This window comes from Microbacterium martis (assembly GCF_047246685.1).
GTDB lineage: Bacteria > Actinomycetota > Actinomycetes > Actinomycetales > Microbacteriaceae > Microbacterium.
This window is the reverse complement of sequence record NZ_JBFOKT010000001.1, coordinates 1,048,167-1,062,500: the sequence shown is the minus strand read 5'-3', so window position 1 is coordinate 1,062,500 and position 14,334 is coordinate 1,048,167. Positions and strand designations below refer to the sequence as shown.

The window sequence follows — 14,334 nt, the reverse complement described above, 5'->3', positions numbered from 1 at the left end:
GAGAGCGCAGGATGTCTCCGCTCGTCGATGTCACTCGCCGTCGAGGGAGAGCTCCTGGGGAAGCTCGAACTCCCGCCGCTGCAGCTCCTCGACGTTGACGTCCTTGAACGTCAGCACGCGCACGGCCTTCACGAACCGATCGGCGCGATAGATGTCCCACACCCAGACGTCGCTCATGGAGATCTCGAAGTAGAAGTCGTGCTCGGTGTCGCGACGGACGACGTTGACCTCGTTCGCGAGGTAGAACCGGCGCTCGGTCTCGACCACGTACTGGAACTGCGAGACGACGTCGCGGTACTCCCGGAACAGGGCGAGCTCGAGCTCACGATCGTAGTCGTCGAAGGCTTCCTCATCCATGATGTGTCCATCCTAGGGTCGCATCCCGCCGCACGCGGCATCCGTCGAGAGCGGACGTCCCGAAGCACGCCGACGACTGGACCGCGCGCCGACGTCAGAACAGGGTCGGCGCGTCAGTGATCGACCAGGACGCCCGGTGGAACGGCGACAGGCCGAGGGCGCGGATCGCCTCGCGGTGCTCAGGGCTGGCGTAGCCCTTGTTGCGATCCCACTGGTAGTCCCGGTGGCTGTCGTGCAGTTCGGCCATCAGCCCGTCGCGGGCGACCTTCGCGATGACCGAGGCCGCCGAGACGGAGGCGCAGTCGCGATCGGCCTTGATCACCGGGCGCACGCGCAGCGGAACGGGATGCACCTTCGACACGTAGTCGTGATTGCCGTCGAGGAGCACGAGCGCGTTCTCGACGGCGGCCCCCTGGGCCACGACGGCCTGGACGGCCCGCGACGCGGCGAGCCCGAGGGCGCGCATGATGCCGACCTCGTCGATCTCGGCCGCGCTCGCCCATCCGACAGCCGACGCCTGGACCCAGGCCGCGGCCCGCGCGGCGACGTCAGGACGGCGCTTCTCGGTGACGAGCTTGGAGTCCCTCAGCCCCTCCGGCACGCGCCGGCGCGCACCCGCGGCATCCATCACCGCCGCGCCGACGGCCACCGGACCCGCGAGTGCCCCGCGGCCCACCTCGTCCAGCGAGATGATCAGCTCGCACTCCCCCAGAAGACGGCGCTCCAGGGTGAGTCTCGGTGCGGCGACGGTCATTCGGGGTCCGGCACTCCGTTGAAGATCGCGTGGTGACCGTCGATGGTCCCCAGCCGATCGAGCGGCCATGTGGTCAGGAACGCCTTGCCCACGATGTTGTCCAGCGGGACGAAACCACCGCTCGGCAGCTCCTGATGCGCGCGGGAGTCGCGCGAGCGGTCGCGGTTGTCGCCGAGCAGCCACACCGAGCCCTCGGGCACCACGACATCGAACGGCTCGTTCGATGCGGCGGTGTCGCCCGCCGGCAGGTCGAGGTAGGCGAGTTCGTCGATCGCCGCCCCGTTGACCGTGATCTGGCCGAGCGCGTTGCAGCACACGACGTGGTCCCCCGGGGTGCCGATGACCCGCTTGACGAGGTGGTCCTGCGAGTCGGTCGCCGAGATCCCGACGAAGGTGAGCACCCAGTCGACGGCCTGGACGATCGGCGGCTGCGCGGGCGTCTGCGGCTGCGGGTCGAGCCAGCCGCCGGGATCCTTGAACACCACGACGTCGCCGCGCTCGTAGCCGGTCCACCGCGGGGTGAGCTCGTCGACGAGGATGCGGTCGTTGATGAGGAGCGTGCGCTCCATCGAGGCGGAGGGGATGTAGAACGAGCGCACCACGAACGTCTTGACGACGAACGACACCAGCGCGGCGATGAGGACGATCACCAGCACGTCGCGAAGGAAGATCAGGAATCCTCGACGGCGGCGGGTCGCAGGCGCGGACGGGGACTCGGTCATCAGGTTCCTTCGCAATCGTCACCGCCTCGAAGCGGCCGTATCAAGGTTCGCACACCCCGGGGAGAACAGAGCACCCCGGGACATCGTGTCCCGGGGTGCTCTCAGACCTGGAGGCGGCTCAGCGGTCGCGCTTCTCCTTGATCTTCGCCTTCTTGCCACGGAGCTGGCGGAGGTAGTAGAGCTTCGCGCGGCGCACGTCACCGCGCGTGACGACCTCGATGTGGTCGATCACCGGGGAGTGCACCGGGAAGGTGCGCTCGACGCCCACCTGGAAGCTGATCTTGCGGACGGTGAAGGTCTCGCGCACGCCGTCGCCCTGGCGGCCGATGACGACGCCCTGGAAGACCTGGATTCGGGAACGGTTGCCCTCGGTGATGTTCACGTGCACCTTCACGGTGTCACCGGGGTGGAAGACGGGGATGTCGGAGCGGAGCGAAGCCGCGTCGACTGCGTCGAGGATCTGCATGATCGTCTCTCTCTGCACTCGCCACAGGTCGGATGCATGATTTCGGAAGGGATGAGAACGGGAGTGTGCCGTACGGTGCTGATGCATCCGCGGGCTCCCCTGTGGCAGGGCCGGTCACGGCACAAGGAACCATTCTGCCATGGATGCCGAGCCCCGCCAAAACCGCTGCGTCAGATGCGGTCGTCTCTCTCGCGGACCACGATGACCTCGTGCGCCCGCGTCGGAGGCGACTGCTCGTCGACGGGCCGGATCGTCGACCAGGAGATGGTCTCGCGCAGGCGGGCGCCGCTGCCCTTCGCCTCGTTCCAGAGCTGCCACAGCTGCAGCCAGAACAGGCCGATGCCCACCAGGATCGCGGCCGTGAGGAGCCACCCGAACGCGCCGTCGATGAAGCATCCGACGGCGATCGTGAGCCCGTGCCAGAGGCCGAATCCGGCGACGTCCCACCACGACAGCGCCCGCTCGATGCGCACCGACGGACGGGACCGGGTGAGGAGCGTGAGCGCCAGCTGGCCGACGAAGACCGACGGGATGGCGATGAACAGCACCCAGATGATCGACCAGCCGCCCTGGAAGATCGCCCACCCGACGAAGAGCCACAGCGGCAGCAGGAAAGCCGCCGGGAACAGCCAGCGGAAGAACGCCTGTCGCAGCCACATGCTCCGATGCTACGTCGCCGACCCCCGGGCCGCACGGGTGTTCGCTGTGAGCGCGCGGACTCCCCCGGTCGCGACGTCAGGGAGAATGGGAGGGACGAGAGGACACCCGATGATCGAACTGCGCACCCCTGCCGAGATCGACGAGATGCGCGCCGCCGGACGCTTCGTGGCCGAGACCCTGGCGACGCTGCGCGACGAGACGAAGGTGGGGACGAACCTGCTCTCGATCGATCGCCGTGCGCACGACATGATCCGCAGGGCCGGCGCGGAGTCGTGCTACATCGACTACCACCCCTCGTTCGGTGCGAGCCCGTTCGGCAAGGTCATCTGCACCTCCGTGAACGATGCCGTGCTGCATGGGCTCCCCCATGACTACGCCTTGCGCGACGGCGACCTCGTCACCCTCGACTTCGCCGTCGCGGTCGACGGCTGGGTGGCCGATTCCGCGGTCTCGTTCGTGGTGGGCACGCCGCGGGAGGAGGACCTCCGTCTCATCGCGACGACCGAGACCGCGCTCGACGCCGCCATCGCCGCGTCGGTGGTGGGGAACCGCATCGGCGACATCTCCGCCGCGGTCGCGGCCGTCGCGCACGGCGAGGGGTACTCCATCAACACCGACTTCGGCGGTCACGGCGTCGGCCGCACCATGCACGGCGACCCCCACGTCGCCAACGACGGCCGCGCCGGACGCGGCTTCCCATTGCGGTCGGGACTCGTGCTCGCGCTGGAGCCCTGGTTCCTCGCGACCACCGACGAGCTCGTCACCGACCCCGACGGCTGGACCCTGCGCAGCGCTGACGGCTCGCGCGGCGCCCATTCGGAGCACACGATCGCCATCACCGAGACGGGACCGATCATCCTCACCGACCGCTCGTTCCTGGGCGTCGACTGACGAAGTACTCAGGCCGATGGCAGGGCGTGCTCCCACGAGGCGACCGCGCCCGGGACCTCGGTGAAGATCGGATGCGGCCGCGGAACGTCGACCGCCTTCCAGCGCGCCGCCACCTCCGGGCTGCGCGAGGTCAGCTTGGCGCGCAGGTGCTCCCACTCCCGCATCAGCTGGCCGGTCGTGACGGGGATCAGCACCGGATCCTCCGTCACGGGCCGCTCGATGCGCGACCGGTCGAAGCGATACCCCCGCGTGTCGGCCTCGTCGGCGAGCGACGAGAGATACGCCGCCACCGACGACAGCGGCTCGGGGACCGCACGGAATCGTTCGAGCTGGGGATGCCCCAGATATCCGCGGGTCCGCCCTGCGAGCACGGCCTGAGCGAGCAGCGTCTCGCGCCAGCAGGCGATCAGCCCCTGACGATCGAGGTACTCGGGATGCAGCGACCAGATCCTCATGCGCGTCGGTAGACGAAGACGTCGGTCACCTGCGGCAGCACGAGCTCGGCGCGGCCCCGCGTGTCCGGATCGGCGTCGAGGACGGCCTCGATCTCCGCGGTCATCCGGGCGCGCTCGGACGCCTCTGCCACGAGGAAGCTGCTGATCGTCGTCCATCGGCGCAGGTAGTGCTCTCGGGTGAGCGTCTCGGTCCATCGCACCTGTTCGCGCGAGACCGGGACGAAGCCGGGCAGCTCGGTCGCGCTGTCGGTCGTGCCGTCGGAGTCGCCGACCGCGGGGTGCGCGATGCGATGACTCGCCCGGTCCCACGCGCAGGAGGGATCGGAGCGGTTCCACAGGAGGCCGAGCACTCCGCCGGGCACGAGGATCCGCGCGATCTCGGCGCTGGCCGCTTCCCGATCGAACCAGTGGAACGCCTGCGCGACGGTCACGACGTCGACCGCGCCGTCGGGAACGGGGATCCTCTCCGCCGACCCGATGAGCGCCTCCGCGCGCGGCGACCGCGCTCGGAGGACGTCGAGCATCGGACGCGACGGCTCGACGGCGATGACCCGATCCGCGCGGTCGACGAGCAGGATGGTGAACTTGCCCGTCCCGGCACCCAGGTCCAGGGCGGTGGCGACGCGCACCGGGACGATGATCTGCGCGGCTTCGTCGGGGAAGCCGGGGCGGTAGCGGTCGTAGTCGTCGCCGATGCTCTCGAACGACCGTGCGAGTGCGTCAGCGGTCATCTGTCGACGGTATCAGGGCGCCTCGCGGCGTCGGAGACGGCGTGCGCGCACCTGTGCCATCCTGAGTCCATGATTCCGCAGGACCGTCACGTACCGGAACGGCTGTTCCTGGCGCGTCACGGGCAGTCGACATGGAATCTCGAACACCGGCTGCAGGGGCAGCTCGACTCTCCTCTCACCGCGGAGGGGGTGGCCCAGGCCCACGCGATGGCGGCACGCCTCATCGGCTCCGGCGTGACGACGGTGTGCTCGAGCCCGCTGGGCCGAGCGCTGCAGACGGCGCGCATCGTCGCCGCAGCGCTCGGGGCCGACCTGATAGAGGTCGCCGAGCTCGCCGAGCTCGACCACGGCCGACTGGCCGGGATGACCTGGGCCGAGATCGACGAGGCGCATCCCGGCCATCGCGAGGAGCGTGCCGCCAATCGCTACGGATGGGCGTTCCCCGGCGGCGAGAGCTACGCGGAGGCCCGCGGGCGAGCGCGCCGCGCCCTCAGCAGCTGCGGATGGGCGTCCGCCGGGACGCCGCTGCTGGTGAGTCACGAGATGATCGGGCGGATGCTGCGCGCCGAGCTGCGCGGCCTCGACGCGACCAGCGCCCTGGCGCTGCGGCATCCGCACGGGGTGGTGTTCGAGATCGAACGGGGCGTGGAGCGGATGCTCTGAGCCGCCTCGGCCGCTCAGCCTTCGTCGGCGTCGTCGGTCGGCAGCAGGTCGGGCCGACGGAGCCGGGTGCGCTCGAGCTGCTGTTCCCTGCGCCACCCCGCGATCGCCCCGTGATTCCCGCTGAGGAGCACGTCGGGCACCGCGCGATCGCGCCAGAGCGCCGGCTTGGTGTACGACGGGTACTCGAGCAGGCCGTCCTCGTGCGACTCCTCCACCAGGCTGTCGGGGTTGCCCACCACGCCCGGCACGAGTCGGCCGATCGCCTCGATCATCGCCATGGTGGCGACCTCGCCGCCGTTGAGCACGTAGTCGCCCAGGCTGATCAGCCGCACCTCGCCGAGGCCGGCCGCGTCCTCGAAGACCCGCTCGTCGATGCCCTCGTAGCGCCCGCAGCCGAAGATCAGGTGCTCGCGCGCCGACAGCTCCCTCGCCGTCGCCTGGGTGAAGACCTCGCCCGCAGGAGACGGGAAGACGATCGTCGGCCGGCCGGCCGCCGCCGGCGTCGTGCCGGCCAGCTCATCGAGGGCGAGTCCCCACGGCTCGGGCTTCATCACCATGCCGGCCCCGCCGCCGTACGGGGTGTCGTCGACCGTGCGATGGCGGTCGGAGGTCCAGTCGCGCAGGTCGTGCACGTGCAGGTCGAGCAGACCCGCGGCGCGCGCCCGTCCGAGCAGCGAGAGCGCGAGGCCGTCGAAGTACGAGGGGAAGATCGAGACGACGTCGATGCGCACGCGAACCGTCTCCGCCGTCACTCGGACGCGTCGGCGCCGGATGCTGCGTCGTCGGTGGCATCCGTCCCGTCGGTCAGCTCCTCGAAGAGCCCGGCGGGCGGGGTCACGATCACACGACCCGCTGCGACGTCGACCGTCGGCACGATGGCCTCGACGAACGGCACCATCACCTCGCCGCCTCCGCCGGATTCGGTGGACGGAGTGACGATCAGCAGATCCTGCGCCGGAAAGTGGTCGACACGGGCGACGCGGCCGATCACCTCGTCGTCGCGCACGACGTCGAGGCCGACCAGCTGGTGGTCGAACCACGCGTTGTCCTCGACCTCGTCGTCGTCGTGATCGATCCAGAGGATCGCCTTGACGAGGCTCTCGGCCGCATCGCGGTCGGCGACGTCGTGGAAGAAGACGACCGGGTTGCCGTTCATGACCCGGTACTCGCGAACCGTGACGTCCTTGCCGTGCCAGGGTGACGCCTCGGGCACCTGCAGCGTGAAGACGGCCCCCGGGACGAAGCGCCCCTCGGGATTGTCGGTGTACAGCTCCAGCTTCAACGCGCCCTTGAGGCCGTGGGCCTTGACCAGGCGGCCGACGCGGAGTTGGTTCTTGCCCTTGTTGCGGTCTTTCGGCACCACGTCAGTCGTCCGCGACGTCGACACGGACCCGACGTCCGTCGGCCAGAGCGCTGACCAGGGTGCGAAGGGCCTTGGCCGTGCGGCCGCCGCGCCCGATCACGCGTCCACGGTCGTCGGGGTGCACGCGCACCTCGAGGAGGTCGCCTCGCGGCGACGAGGACTCGTGGATGCGGACGTCGTCCGGGTGATCGACGATTCCCTTGACGATGTGTTCGAGCGCGGCGGCGAGCACGACGGATTACTCGGCGTCGGCGGCGGGAGCCTCGGCGGCGTCCGCGTCGGCGGCAGGGGTCTCCTCGGCGGGAGCCTCGGCCTTCTTCTCGACCTTCGGCTTCACGACCGACTTCTTCGAGGCGTCGGCCTCGAAGGCGCTCTTGGGCTCGGCGACCTTGAGGGTCGACTTCGCGTCCTTGTCGCCCTTGAAGGTGCCCCAGTCGCCGGTGATCTTGAGGATCGCGGTGACCTGCTCGGTCGGCTGCGCGCCGACGGAGAGCCAGTACTGCGCACGCTCGGAGTCGACCTCGATGAAGGAGGGCTCCTCGGTCGGGTGGTACTTGCCGATCTCCTCGATGACGCGACCGTCGCGCTTGGTCTTGGAGTCGGCGACGACGATGCGGTAGTACGGAGCGCGGATCTTGCCCAGGCGCTTGAGACGGATCTTTACAGCCACGATTCTCCTGAATTGTGTGGAAGGGAGGAACTGATCGCCTGGAGCGTGGGGTGCACACCCGGCGGAAGCTCAAAGGGAGGACGACTGCTGGATAGAGGGTCGAGCAGGTCGTCCGACCCTCTATTCTGCCAGATGCCGGGCGCGGGCGCGAAACGCGGAACGCGCGGCTCGCCGTGTCGTGACGCGTGCGTGTCAGACTGTGCTCGTGAAGCTCGAGTTCGCCTCATCGGCCCGATCCACTGTCGGCATCGAGTGGGAGATCATGCTCGCCGACCCGGTGAGCGGCGATCTCGTCGGGCGCGCACCGGAGTTGCTCGCCGCCCTGGAAGCCGCGAGCGCCGATGAGCGTCATACGGTGACCGGCGAGCTGCTGACCAACACCATCGAGGTGACCAGCGGCGTCGGCGACTCGGTCGCGCACGCCGTCGACGACATCGCGAACGCGATCTCGGCCGTGCGCTCGGCGACCGACCCCGCGGGCATCGAGCTGCTGTCGGCGGGGAGCCACCCGTTCGCGCAGTGGTACGACCAGCAGGTGACCGACAAGACCCGGTACCACACGCTCATCGAGCGCACCCAGTGGTGGGGCCGCAACATGATGATCTGGGGCATCCACGTGCACATCGGCGTGGAGGACCAGCGCAAGGTGTTCCCCATCATCAACGCCCTCGCCGCCTACCTCCCCCATCTGCAGGCGCTGTCGGCATCCAGCCCGTTCTGGGCGGGCGAGCGGACCGGGTACGCGTCGAACAGGGCCCTCGTCTTCCAGCAGCTCCCGACGGCGGGGCTCCCCTGGCCGCTGCGCGACTGGTCCGAGTACGAGTCGTACCTCGACGACATGGTGCGCACGGGCGTCATGGCCGATGCCACCGAGGTGCGGTGGGACATTCGGCCGGCGCCGCGCTGGGGCACGATCGAGATCCGCGCCTGCGACGGCATGTCGACGCTGCCCGAGCTCGCCTCGCTCGCAGCCCTGGTGCAGGTGCTTGTCGAGAGCCTTTCGCGGCAGCTCGACGAGGGCCGCACCCTCGCGGAGATGCCCGCGTGGTTCCATCGGGAGAACAAATGGCGCGCCGCCCGCTACGGTCTCGACGCCCGCGTGATCGTCGATGCCGAGGGGACCCAGCGCCCCGTGCGGGAGCATCTCGCCGAGACCCTCGAGGAGCTCGCCCCCGTGGCCGTCGAGCTCGGATGCGTCCGTGAGTTCGGCGGCATCACGACGATCCTCGACGCCGGCGCGAGCTACGAGCGTCAGCTCACGATCGCGAACGCCACCGCAGGCGACCTCGGGGCCGTGGTGCAGCATCTCATCCGGGAGTTCCGCTCCGGGCCGGAGTCGTCGATCGACGAGTCCTGAGCCTCACTCCTCCACGAGACGACGCGCGAGCCCCTCGTCGAGCACGACGTCCGTCACGATGTCCGCTGCGATCGCGGCACGCAGGCTGACCAGCTTCGGGATGCCGGAGACCACGCACATCCGCCGGGGAACGCGACGCAGGCGATCGAGTCCCGGCCCCGTCGCCCGGGCGTTGACGCGGATGTCGCGCCAGGTCCCGTCGGCGCGGAAGAAGACGGTGGCCACGTCGCCGATCGCGTGGTCCTCGCGCAGACTGCGATAGTCGTCGCGCCCCAGATAACCTCCGACATACACCCGGCTGGGCACTTCGGCAGCCGGCGACCCGAGGCTGAAGACGGCGATGTCCATCTTCGCCTGGAGGTCGAGCACGCGCCGGGTGCTGCGCTCGCGCCACATCGCCTCGCGCGTCGCCGGGTCGTCGAAGAAGGCGGGCACGGGGAAGTGCTGCACCTGGGCGCCGAACGCGCCGCCGAAGCGCTGCAGGATGTCGCTGGAGTACTCCACACCGCTGGTCTGCGTGTTGCCGGCTCCGTTGAGCTGGACGAAGGTCGTGTTGTGGGTCTCCTTCTGCGTGAGCGCACGACTGACCGCGCTGATGGTCGATCCCCAGGCGACTCCGATCACCATGTTGGAATCGACGAACTGCGACAGCAGTCGCCCCGCCGTCAGCGCGACGCGCTCGAGCCGCTCCACCTCGCTCACGATCTCCGGCATCGGTACGACGTGAGCGGCCACCCGATGCCGATCGCGGATGCGCTGCTCCAGCATCCCGAGCCGCTCCAGTGGTGAGTTGATGCGGATGTCGACGAGCCCGCTCTCGCGTGCGAAGCTGAGCAGCCGCGAGACGGAGGAGCGCGAGGTGCGCAGCTCCTTCGCGATGACCTCCATGGTCTTGTCCTGCATGTAGTAGAGCTGCGCCGCGGTGAGCGCGGCGATCAGCTTGGCGTCGCGGGATTGCGCTCCGGAAGCAGTCATGGATTCCTCCTCGCCGTCGATCCTTGCACATATGTGCAGGGGGGTTGCGCGTGATGGTCGCCCAGGTCGATGCTGGGGGCGAGCAAGGAAAGAGAGTTCGAGGAATCATGGAATCGACGCACTCATCGCCCGAGCGGACCGAGGTCCGCGCGATCCGCGAAGCGGGACGCACGAACGTCCTCGTCATCGGCGGCGGCATCAACGGCATCTCGACGTTCCGCGACCTGGCCCTCCAGGGCGTCGACGTCGTGCTGGTCGAGCGCGGCGACTTCGCCTCGGGCGCCTCGGCGGCCTCCAGTCACATGATCCACGGCGGCATCCGCTATCTCGAGAACGGCGAGTTCCGGCTCGTCCGCGAGTCCGTCGAGGAGCGCAACGGACTGCTGCGGATCGCGCCCCACTACGTCAAGCCGCTCCAGACCACGATCCCGATCTACTCGACGTTCTCGGGCATCCTCTCCGCTCCGCTGCGGTTCCTCACCCACAGGAGCGGCAAGCCGCAGGAGCGGGGCGCCTTCCTCATCAAGGTCGGGCTCACGATCTACGACACGTTCTCACGCGACGGCGGCACCGTTCCGCGTCACCGCTTCCTCGGACGCAAGAAGTCTCTCGCCGAGCTGCCCTCCCTCGATCCCGACGTCAAGTACACCGCCACCTACTACGACGCGTCGATGCACGACCCCGAGCGCCTCGCGCTCGATGTGCTGCAGGACGGACGCGCGGCGCACCCCGGTGCGCACGCGTTGAACTACGTCGAGGCGATCGGCCTCGACGGCGACGCCGTCGTCGTGCGCGACCGCGAGAGCGGCACGGAGTTCCGGATACGGGCCGACGTCGTCGTCAACGCGTCGGGCCCGTGGACCGACCTGACCAACGACGCGCTCGGCGTCGACAGCAGGTACATGGGCGGCACGAAGGGCTCGCACATCGTGCTCGACCATCCCGAGCTCCTCGAGGCCACCCGAGGACGCGAGATCTTCTTCGAGCACTCCGACGGCCGCATCGTCCTCATCTACCCGCTCAAGGGCCGAGTCCTCGTCGGCACCACCGACATCGACGCCGAACCGACCGAGACCGTGGTGTGCACCGAGGAGGAGGTCGACTACTTCTTCGACCTGATCCACCACGTGTTCCCGAGCATCCCCGTGACGCGCGAGCAGATCGTCTACAGGTTCTCCGGCATCCGCCCGCTCCCCCGCCACGAGGACACGGCCCCCGGATTCGTCTCGCGCGACTACCGCATCGAGGTCGACGAGAAGGGCGCCGTACCCCTGGTGAGCCTCGTGGGAGGCAAATGGACCACCTTCCGCGCCCTCGGCGAATCGCTGTCCGACGTCGTGCTCGGACTCATCGACCGCACGCGCACCGTCTCGACGGCCGGACGCGCCATCGGCGGCGGACGCGACTTCCCCCGGACCGAGAAGGCCAAGCGCATCTGGATGCAGGACCACCTCGCCGGCGCCGGGACTCGCGGCGACCTGCTCCTCGCGCGCTACGGGACCAGGGCCGCACAGGTGTGGGCGCACATCGAGCAGGGCGACGACACCCCGCTCGCCGGTGGCGACCTCTCCACCCGCGAGCTCGAGTGGATGGTGGAGAACGAGATGGTCGCGCGCCTGGAAGACGTGGTCCTCCGCCGCACCAGTATCGCCTTCGTCGGCGACGCCGACGCCGCCGTGCTCGATGAGATCGCCGACGCGCTGGCACCCTTGCTCGGCTGGGACCGCGAGCGGCAGGATGCTGAGATCGAACAGAGCCGCATCCTGCTCAACGAACGACATGGACTCCACATCTCGTCCCGCGCCCGCGGCTGACGAGACTCCGACCGCCGCCCTCCGGGCGGCGCGGCTCCCATAAGGTGTCCGGGCTGAGGGGCCCGGACGCAGAAGAAAGGTCAATGAAGACATGGACGAAGTGAATCTCGGTCTCTACTTCCTGTCGGAGTTCGTCGGCACCGCGATGCTGATCCTCCTGGGTTGTGGTGTCGTCGCCAACGTCGCCCTCGCGAAGAACAAGGGCTTCGGCGGCGGCTTCCTCATGGTCAACTGGGGATGGGGCCTGGCGGTCTTCGCCGGTGTGCTCGTCTCCGCGTACTCCGGGGCGATCCTCAACCCGGCCGTCGGCATCGGGCTTCTCGTCGCAGGGAAGATCTCGTTCGTGATGTTCCTCACCGCGACCGGCGCGGAGCTCGTCGGAGCCATCCTCGGCGCCATCCTGGTGTGGCTCGCGTACAAGCAGCACTTCGATGAGGAGCCGGAGCCGGCCAACAAGCTGGGCGTCTTCTCGACCGGCCCCGCGATCCGTTCCTACGGCTGGAATCTCATCACCGAGATCATCGGCACCTTCGTGCTCGTGTTCGTCATCTTCGCATTCGCCGACTACGGCGACATCGAGGTCGGCACGCCCGGCGGGCTCGGACCGCTCACGGCGCTGCCCGTCGCGCTCCTGGTCGTGGCGATCGGCGCCTCGCTCGGCGGTCCGACCGGGTACGCGATCAACCCGGCTCGCGACCTCGGTCCGCGCATCGCTCACGCCATCCTGCCGATCAAGGGCAAGGGGTCGAGCGACTGGTCGTACTCGTGGGTCCCCGTCGCGGGTCCGCTCATCGGTGGCGTGATCGCCGCCCTGGCCGCTCCCGCGCTGCTCGGCCTCGCCGGCTGACGCCCGCCCCATCCGCACACCTATTCAAAGGAGAAGCAAGTGGCTGACTACATCATCGCCATCGATCAGGGAACCACCTCGAGCCGTGCCATCATCTTCGACAAGAAGGGAAGCATCGTCGCATCCGGCCAGAAGGAGCACGAGCAGATCCTCCCGAAGGCCGGTTGGGTCGAGCACGACGCCATGGAGATCTGGCGCAACGTGCAGGAGGTCATCGGACTGGCACTCAGCCGCGCCGACCTCACGCGCCACGACATCGCCGCCGTGGGCATCACCAACCAGCGCGAGACCGCCGTGGTGTGGGATCGGACGACGGGCAAGCCGGTCTACAACGCGATCGTCTGGCAGGACACGCGCACCCAGGAGATCGTGGACCGCCTCGCCGCCGACGGCGGCGGCGACCGCTTCAAGGACATCGTGGGTCTGCCGCTGGCGACCTACTTCTCGGGAACCAAGATCACCTGGATCCTCGAGAACGTCGACGGGGCGCGCGAGAAGGCCGAAGCGGGCGACCTGGCCTTCGGGACCACCGACAGCTGGGTGCTGTGGAACCTCACCGGGGGCACCGACGGCGGCGTCCACGCGACCGACGTCACCAACGCCTCCCGGACGATGTTCATGGACCTCGAGACGCTCGAGTGGCGCGACGACATCCTCGAGGTCTTCGGCGTGCCGCGGTCCATGATGCCCGAGATCCGCTCCTCCTCCGAGGTCTACGGTGCGGCCGAGAGCTCGTCGCTGCTGCGCGAGACGCCGATCGCCGGCATCCTGGGCGACCAGCAGGCCGCGACCTTCGGTCAGGCCGCGTTCGACACCGGCGAGAGCAAGAACACCTACGGCACGGGCTGCTTCCTGATCTTCAACACGGGCGAGGAGATCGTGCGCTCGAAGAACGGACTGCTCACCACCGTCGGCTACAAGCTGGGCGACGGTCCGACGCATTACGCGCTCGAGGGCTCGATCGCGGTCACCGGGTCGCTGATCCAGTGGCTGCGCGACCAGCTCGGCATCATCTCCTCGGCCCCCGAGGTCGAGGAGCTGGCCGACAAGGTCGACGACAACGGCGGCGTGTACATCGTCCCGGCGTTCTCGGGTCTCTTCGCGCCGTACTGGCGCCCGGACGCCCGGGGGGCGATCGTCGGTCTCACCCGCTACGCGAACAAGAACCACATCGCTCGCGCGGCACTCGAGGCCGTCGCTTTCCAGACGCGCGACGTGCTCGACGCGGTCAACGCCGATGCCGGCGTCGACCTTTCGGAGTTGAAGGTCGACGGCGGCATGGTCGCGAACGACGCCCTCATGCAGTTCCAGGCCGACGTGCTCGGCGTTCCCGTCGTGCGCCCGGTCGTCGCGGAGACCACCGCCCTGGGTGCGGCGTACGCCGCCGGACTCGCGGTCGGCTTCTGGAGCGGCCTCGACGACCTGTCCGCCAACTGGCAGGAGGACAAGCGCTGGGAGCCCTCGATGGACGAGGGCGAGCGCGACCGTCAGCTGCGCCTGTGGCGCAAGGCCGTCACGAAGTCGATGGACTGGGTCGACGACGACGTTCGGTAGTCGCATCCATCAGGAAGCGGGCCCGGGGAACTCCTCCGGTCCGCTTCTCGTTCTC

Annotated in this window: 18 protein-coding genes; 6 read left to right on the top strand and 12 right to left on the bottom strand. The window is 69.1% G+C overall.

Features of this window, described 5'->3' with window-relative positions; all coding sequences use genetic code 11:
• Positions 1-30 precede the first annotated feature (30 nt).
• From AB3M90_RS05080 to AB3M90_RS05060, 5 genes are all read right to left on the bottom strand, one after another.
• Complete coding sequence (locus tag AB3M90_RS05080) at positions 31-357, bottom strand: DUF2469 family protein (RefSeq protein WP_017204525.1); 327 nt, start codon at positions 355-357, stop codon at positions 31-33.
• Positions 358-451: 94 nt separating this feature from the next.
• On the bottom strand, positions 452-1,111 hold the full coding sequence (rnhB, locus tag AB3M90_RS05075; RefSeq protein WP_412950355.1) for a ribonuclease HII: 660 nt from the start codon (positions 1,109-1,111) through the stop codon (positions 452-454).
• Entirely contained in the window at positions 1,108-1,833 is a 726-nt protein-coding gene (gene lepB / locus AB3M90_RS05070; RefSeq protein WP_412950353.1) for a signal peptidase I, read from the bottom strand. The genes rnhB and lepB overlap by 4 nt, the downstream gene beginning before the upstream one ends.
• Positions 1,834-1,951: 118 nt before the next feature.
• Entirely contained in the window at positions 1,952-2,299 is a 348-nt protein-coding gene (gene rplS / locus AB3M90_RS05065; protein WP_412950352.1) for a 50S ribosomal protein L19, read from the bottom strand.
• 170 nt (positions 2,300-2,469) lie between these two features.
• Entirely contained in the window at positions 2,470-2,958 is a 489-nt protein-coding gene (locus tag AB3M90_RS05060) for an MFS transporter permease (RefSeq protein ID WP_412950351.1), read from the bottom strand.
• 109 nt (positions 2,959-3,067) lie between these two features.
• Between AB3M90_RS05060 and map the strand changes: the two genes are divergently transcribed.
• Positions 3,068-3,850: a type I methionyl aminopeptidase gene (map, locus tag AB3M90_RS05055; RefSeq protein WP_412950350.1), complete on the top strand. Its 783-nt coding sequence runs from the start codon at positions 3,068-3,070 to the stop codon at positions 3,848-3,850.
• Between the two features lie 8 nt (positions 3,851-3,858).
• On the opposite strand, the gene AB3M90_RS05050 is transcribed toward map, so the two are convergent.
• Together AB3M90_RS05050 and AB3M90_RS05045 are read right to left on the bottom strand one after the other, a co-directional pair.
• A complete protein-coding gene (locus AB3M90_RS05050; protein ID WP_412950348.1) occupies positions 3,859-4,305 on the bottom strand; it encodes a pyrimidine dimer DNA glycosylase/endonuclease V in 447 nt (148 codons plus the stop codon).
• On the bottom strand, positions 4,302-5,036 hold the full coding sequence (locus tag AB3M90_RS05045; RefSeq protein WP_412950347.1) for a class I SAM-dependent methyltransferase: 735 nt from the start codon (positions 5,034-5,036) through the stop codon (positions 4,302-4,304). The genes AB3M90_RS05050 and AB3M90_RS05045 overlap by 4 nt, the downstream gene beginning before the upstream one ends.
• A 69-nt stretch (positions 5,037-5,105) precedes the next feature.
• On the opposite strand from AB3M90_RS05045, the gene AB3M90_RS05040 reads away from it, so the two are divergent.
• Positions 5,106-5,699 carry a histidine phosphatase family protein gene (locus AB3M90_RS05040; protein WP_412950346.1) on the top strand — a complete coding sequence of 198 codons (594 nt, stop codon included), beginning with the start codon at positions 5,106-5,108 and terminating at the stop codon, positions 5,697-5,699.
• Positions 5,700-5,713: 14 nt separating this feature from the next.
• Here the strand turns inward: AB3M90_RS05040 and trmD are convergent, their stop codons facing one another.
• Genes trmD through rpsP form a run of 4 tightly spaced genes read right to left on the bottom strand, consistent with a single transcriptional unit; the run spans position 5,714 to position 7,732 of the window.
• On the bottom strand, positions 5,714-6,430 hold the full coding sequence (gene trmD / locus AB3M90_RS05035; RefSeq protein WP_412950345.1) for a tRNA (guanosine(37)-N1)-methyltransferase TrmD: 717 nt from the start codon (positions 6,428-6,430) through the stop codon (positions 5,714-5,716).
• 17 nt (positions 6,431-6,447) lie between these two features.
• Entirely contained in the window at positions 6,448-7,062 is a 615-nt protein-coding gene (rimM, locus tag AB3M90_RS05030) for a ribosome maturation factor RimM (protein WP_412950344.1), read from the bottom strand.
• A 1-nt stretch (position 7,063) separates the two neighbouring features.
• Positions 7,064-7,294, bottom strand: a complete 231-nt coding sequence (locus AB3M90_RS05025) for an RNA-binding protein (protein ID WP_412950343.1) — start codon at positions 7,292-7,294, stop codon at positions 7,064-7,066.
• Between the two features lie 6 nt (positions 7,295-7,300).
• Positions 7,301-7,732: a 30S ribosomal protein S16 gene (gene rpsP / locus AB3M90_RS05020; protein ID WP_412950341.1), complete on the bottom strand. Its 432-nt coding sequence runs from the start codon at positions 7,730-7,732 to the stop codon at positions 7,301-7,303.
• Between the two features lie 205 nt (positions 7,733-7,937).
• Here rpsP and AB3M90_RS05015 point away from each other — a divergent pair, with 205 nt between their 5' ends.
• On the top strand, positions 7,938-9,089 hold the full coding sequence (locus AB3M90_RS05015; RefSeq protein WP_412950340.1) for a glutamate--cysteine ligase: 1,152 nt from the start codon (positions 7,938-7,940) through the stop codon (positions 9,087-9,089).
• A 3-nt stretch (positions 9,090-9,092) separates the two neighbouring features.
• Here the strand turns inward: AB3M90_RS05015 and AB3M90_RS05010 are convergent, their stop codons facing one another.
• Complete coding sequence (locus AB3M90_RS05010; protein ID WP_412950338.1) at positions 9,093-10,064, bottom strand: sugar-binding transcriptional regulator; 972 nt, start codon at positions 10,062-10,064, stop codon at positions 9,093-9,095.
• Between the two features lie 107 nt (positions 10,065-10,171).
• Between AB3M90_RS05010 and AB3M90_RS05005 the strand changes: the two genes are divergently transcribed.
• The 3 genes from AB3M90_RS05005 (at position 10,172) to glpK (ending at position 14,279) form a co-directional block, all read left to right on the top strand.
• Positions 10,172-11,878, top strand: coding sequence for a glycerol-3-phosphate dehydrogenase/oxidase (locus tag AB3M90_RS05005; RefSeq protein ID WP_412950337.1), 1,707 nt, complete (start codon positions 10,172-10,174; stop codon positions 11,876-11,878).
• A 91-nt stretch (positions 11,879-11,969) separates the two neighbouring features.
• Positions 11,970-12,725: an MIP/aquaporin family protein gene (locus AB3M90_RS05000; RefSeq protein ID WP_412950336.1), complete on the top strand. Its 756-nt coding sequence runs from the start codon at positions 11,970-11,972 to the stop codon at positions 12,723-12,725.
• Positions 12,726-12,764: 39 nt separating this feature from the next.
• Positions 12,765-14,279 (top strand): glycerol kinase GlpK, encoded by a 1,515-nt coding sequence (glpK, locus tag AB3M90_RS04995; RefSeq protein WP_412950334.1) that lies wholly within the window; start codon positions 12,765-12,767, stop codon positions 14,277-14,279.
• Positions 14,280-14,334: the final 55 nt, after the last annotated feature.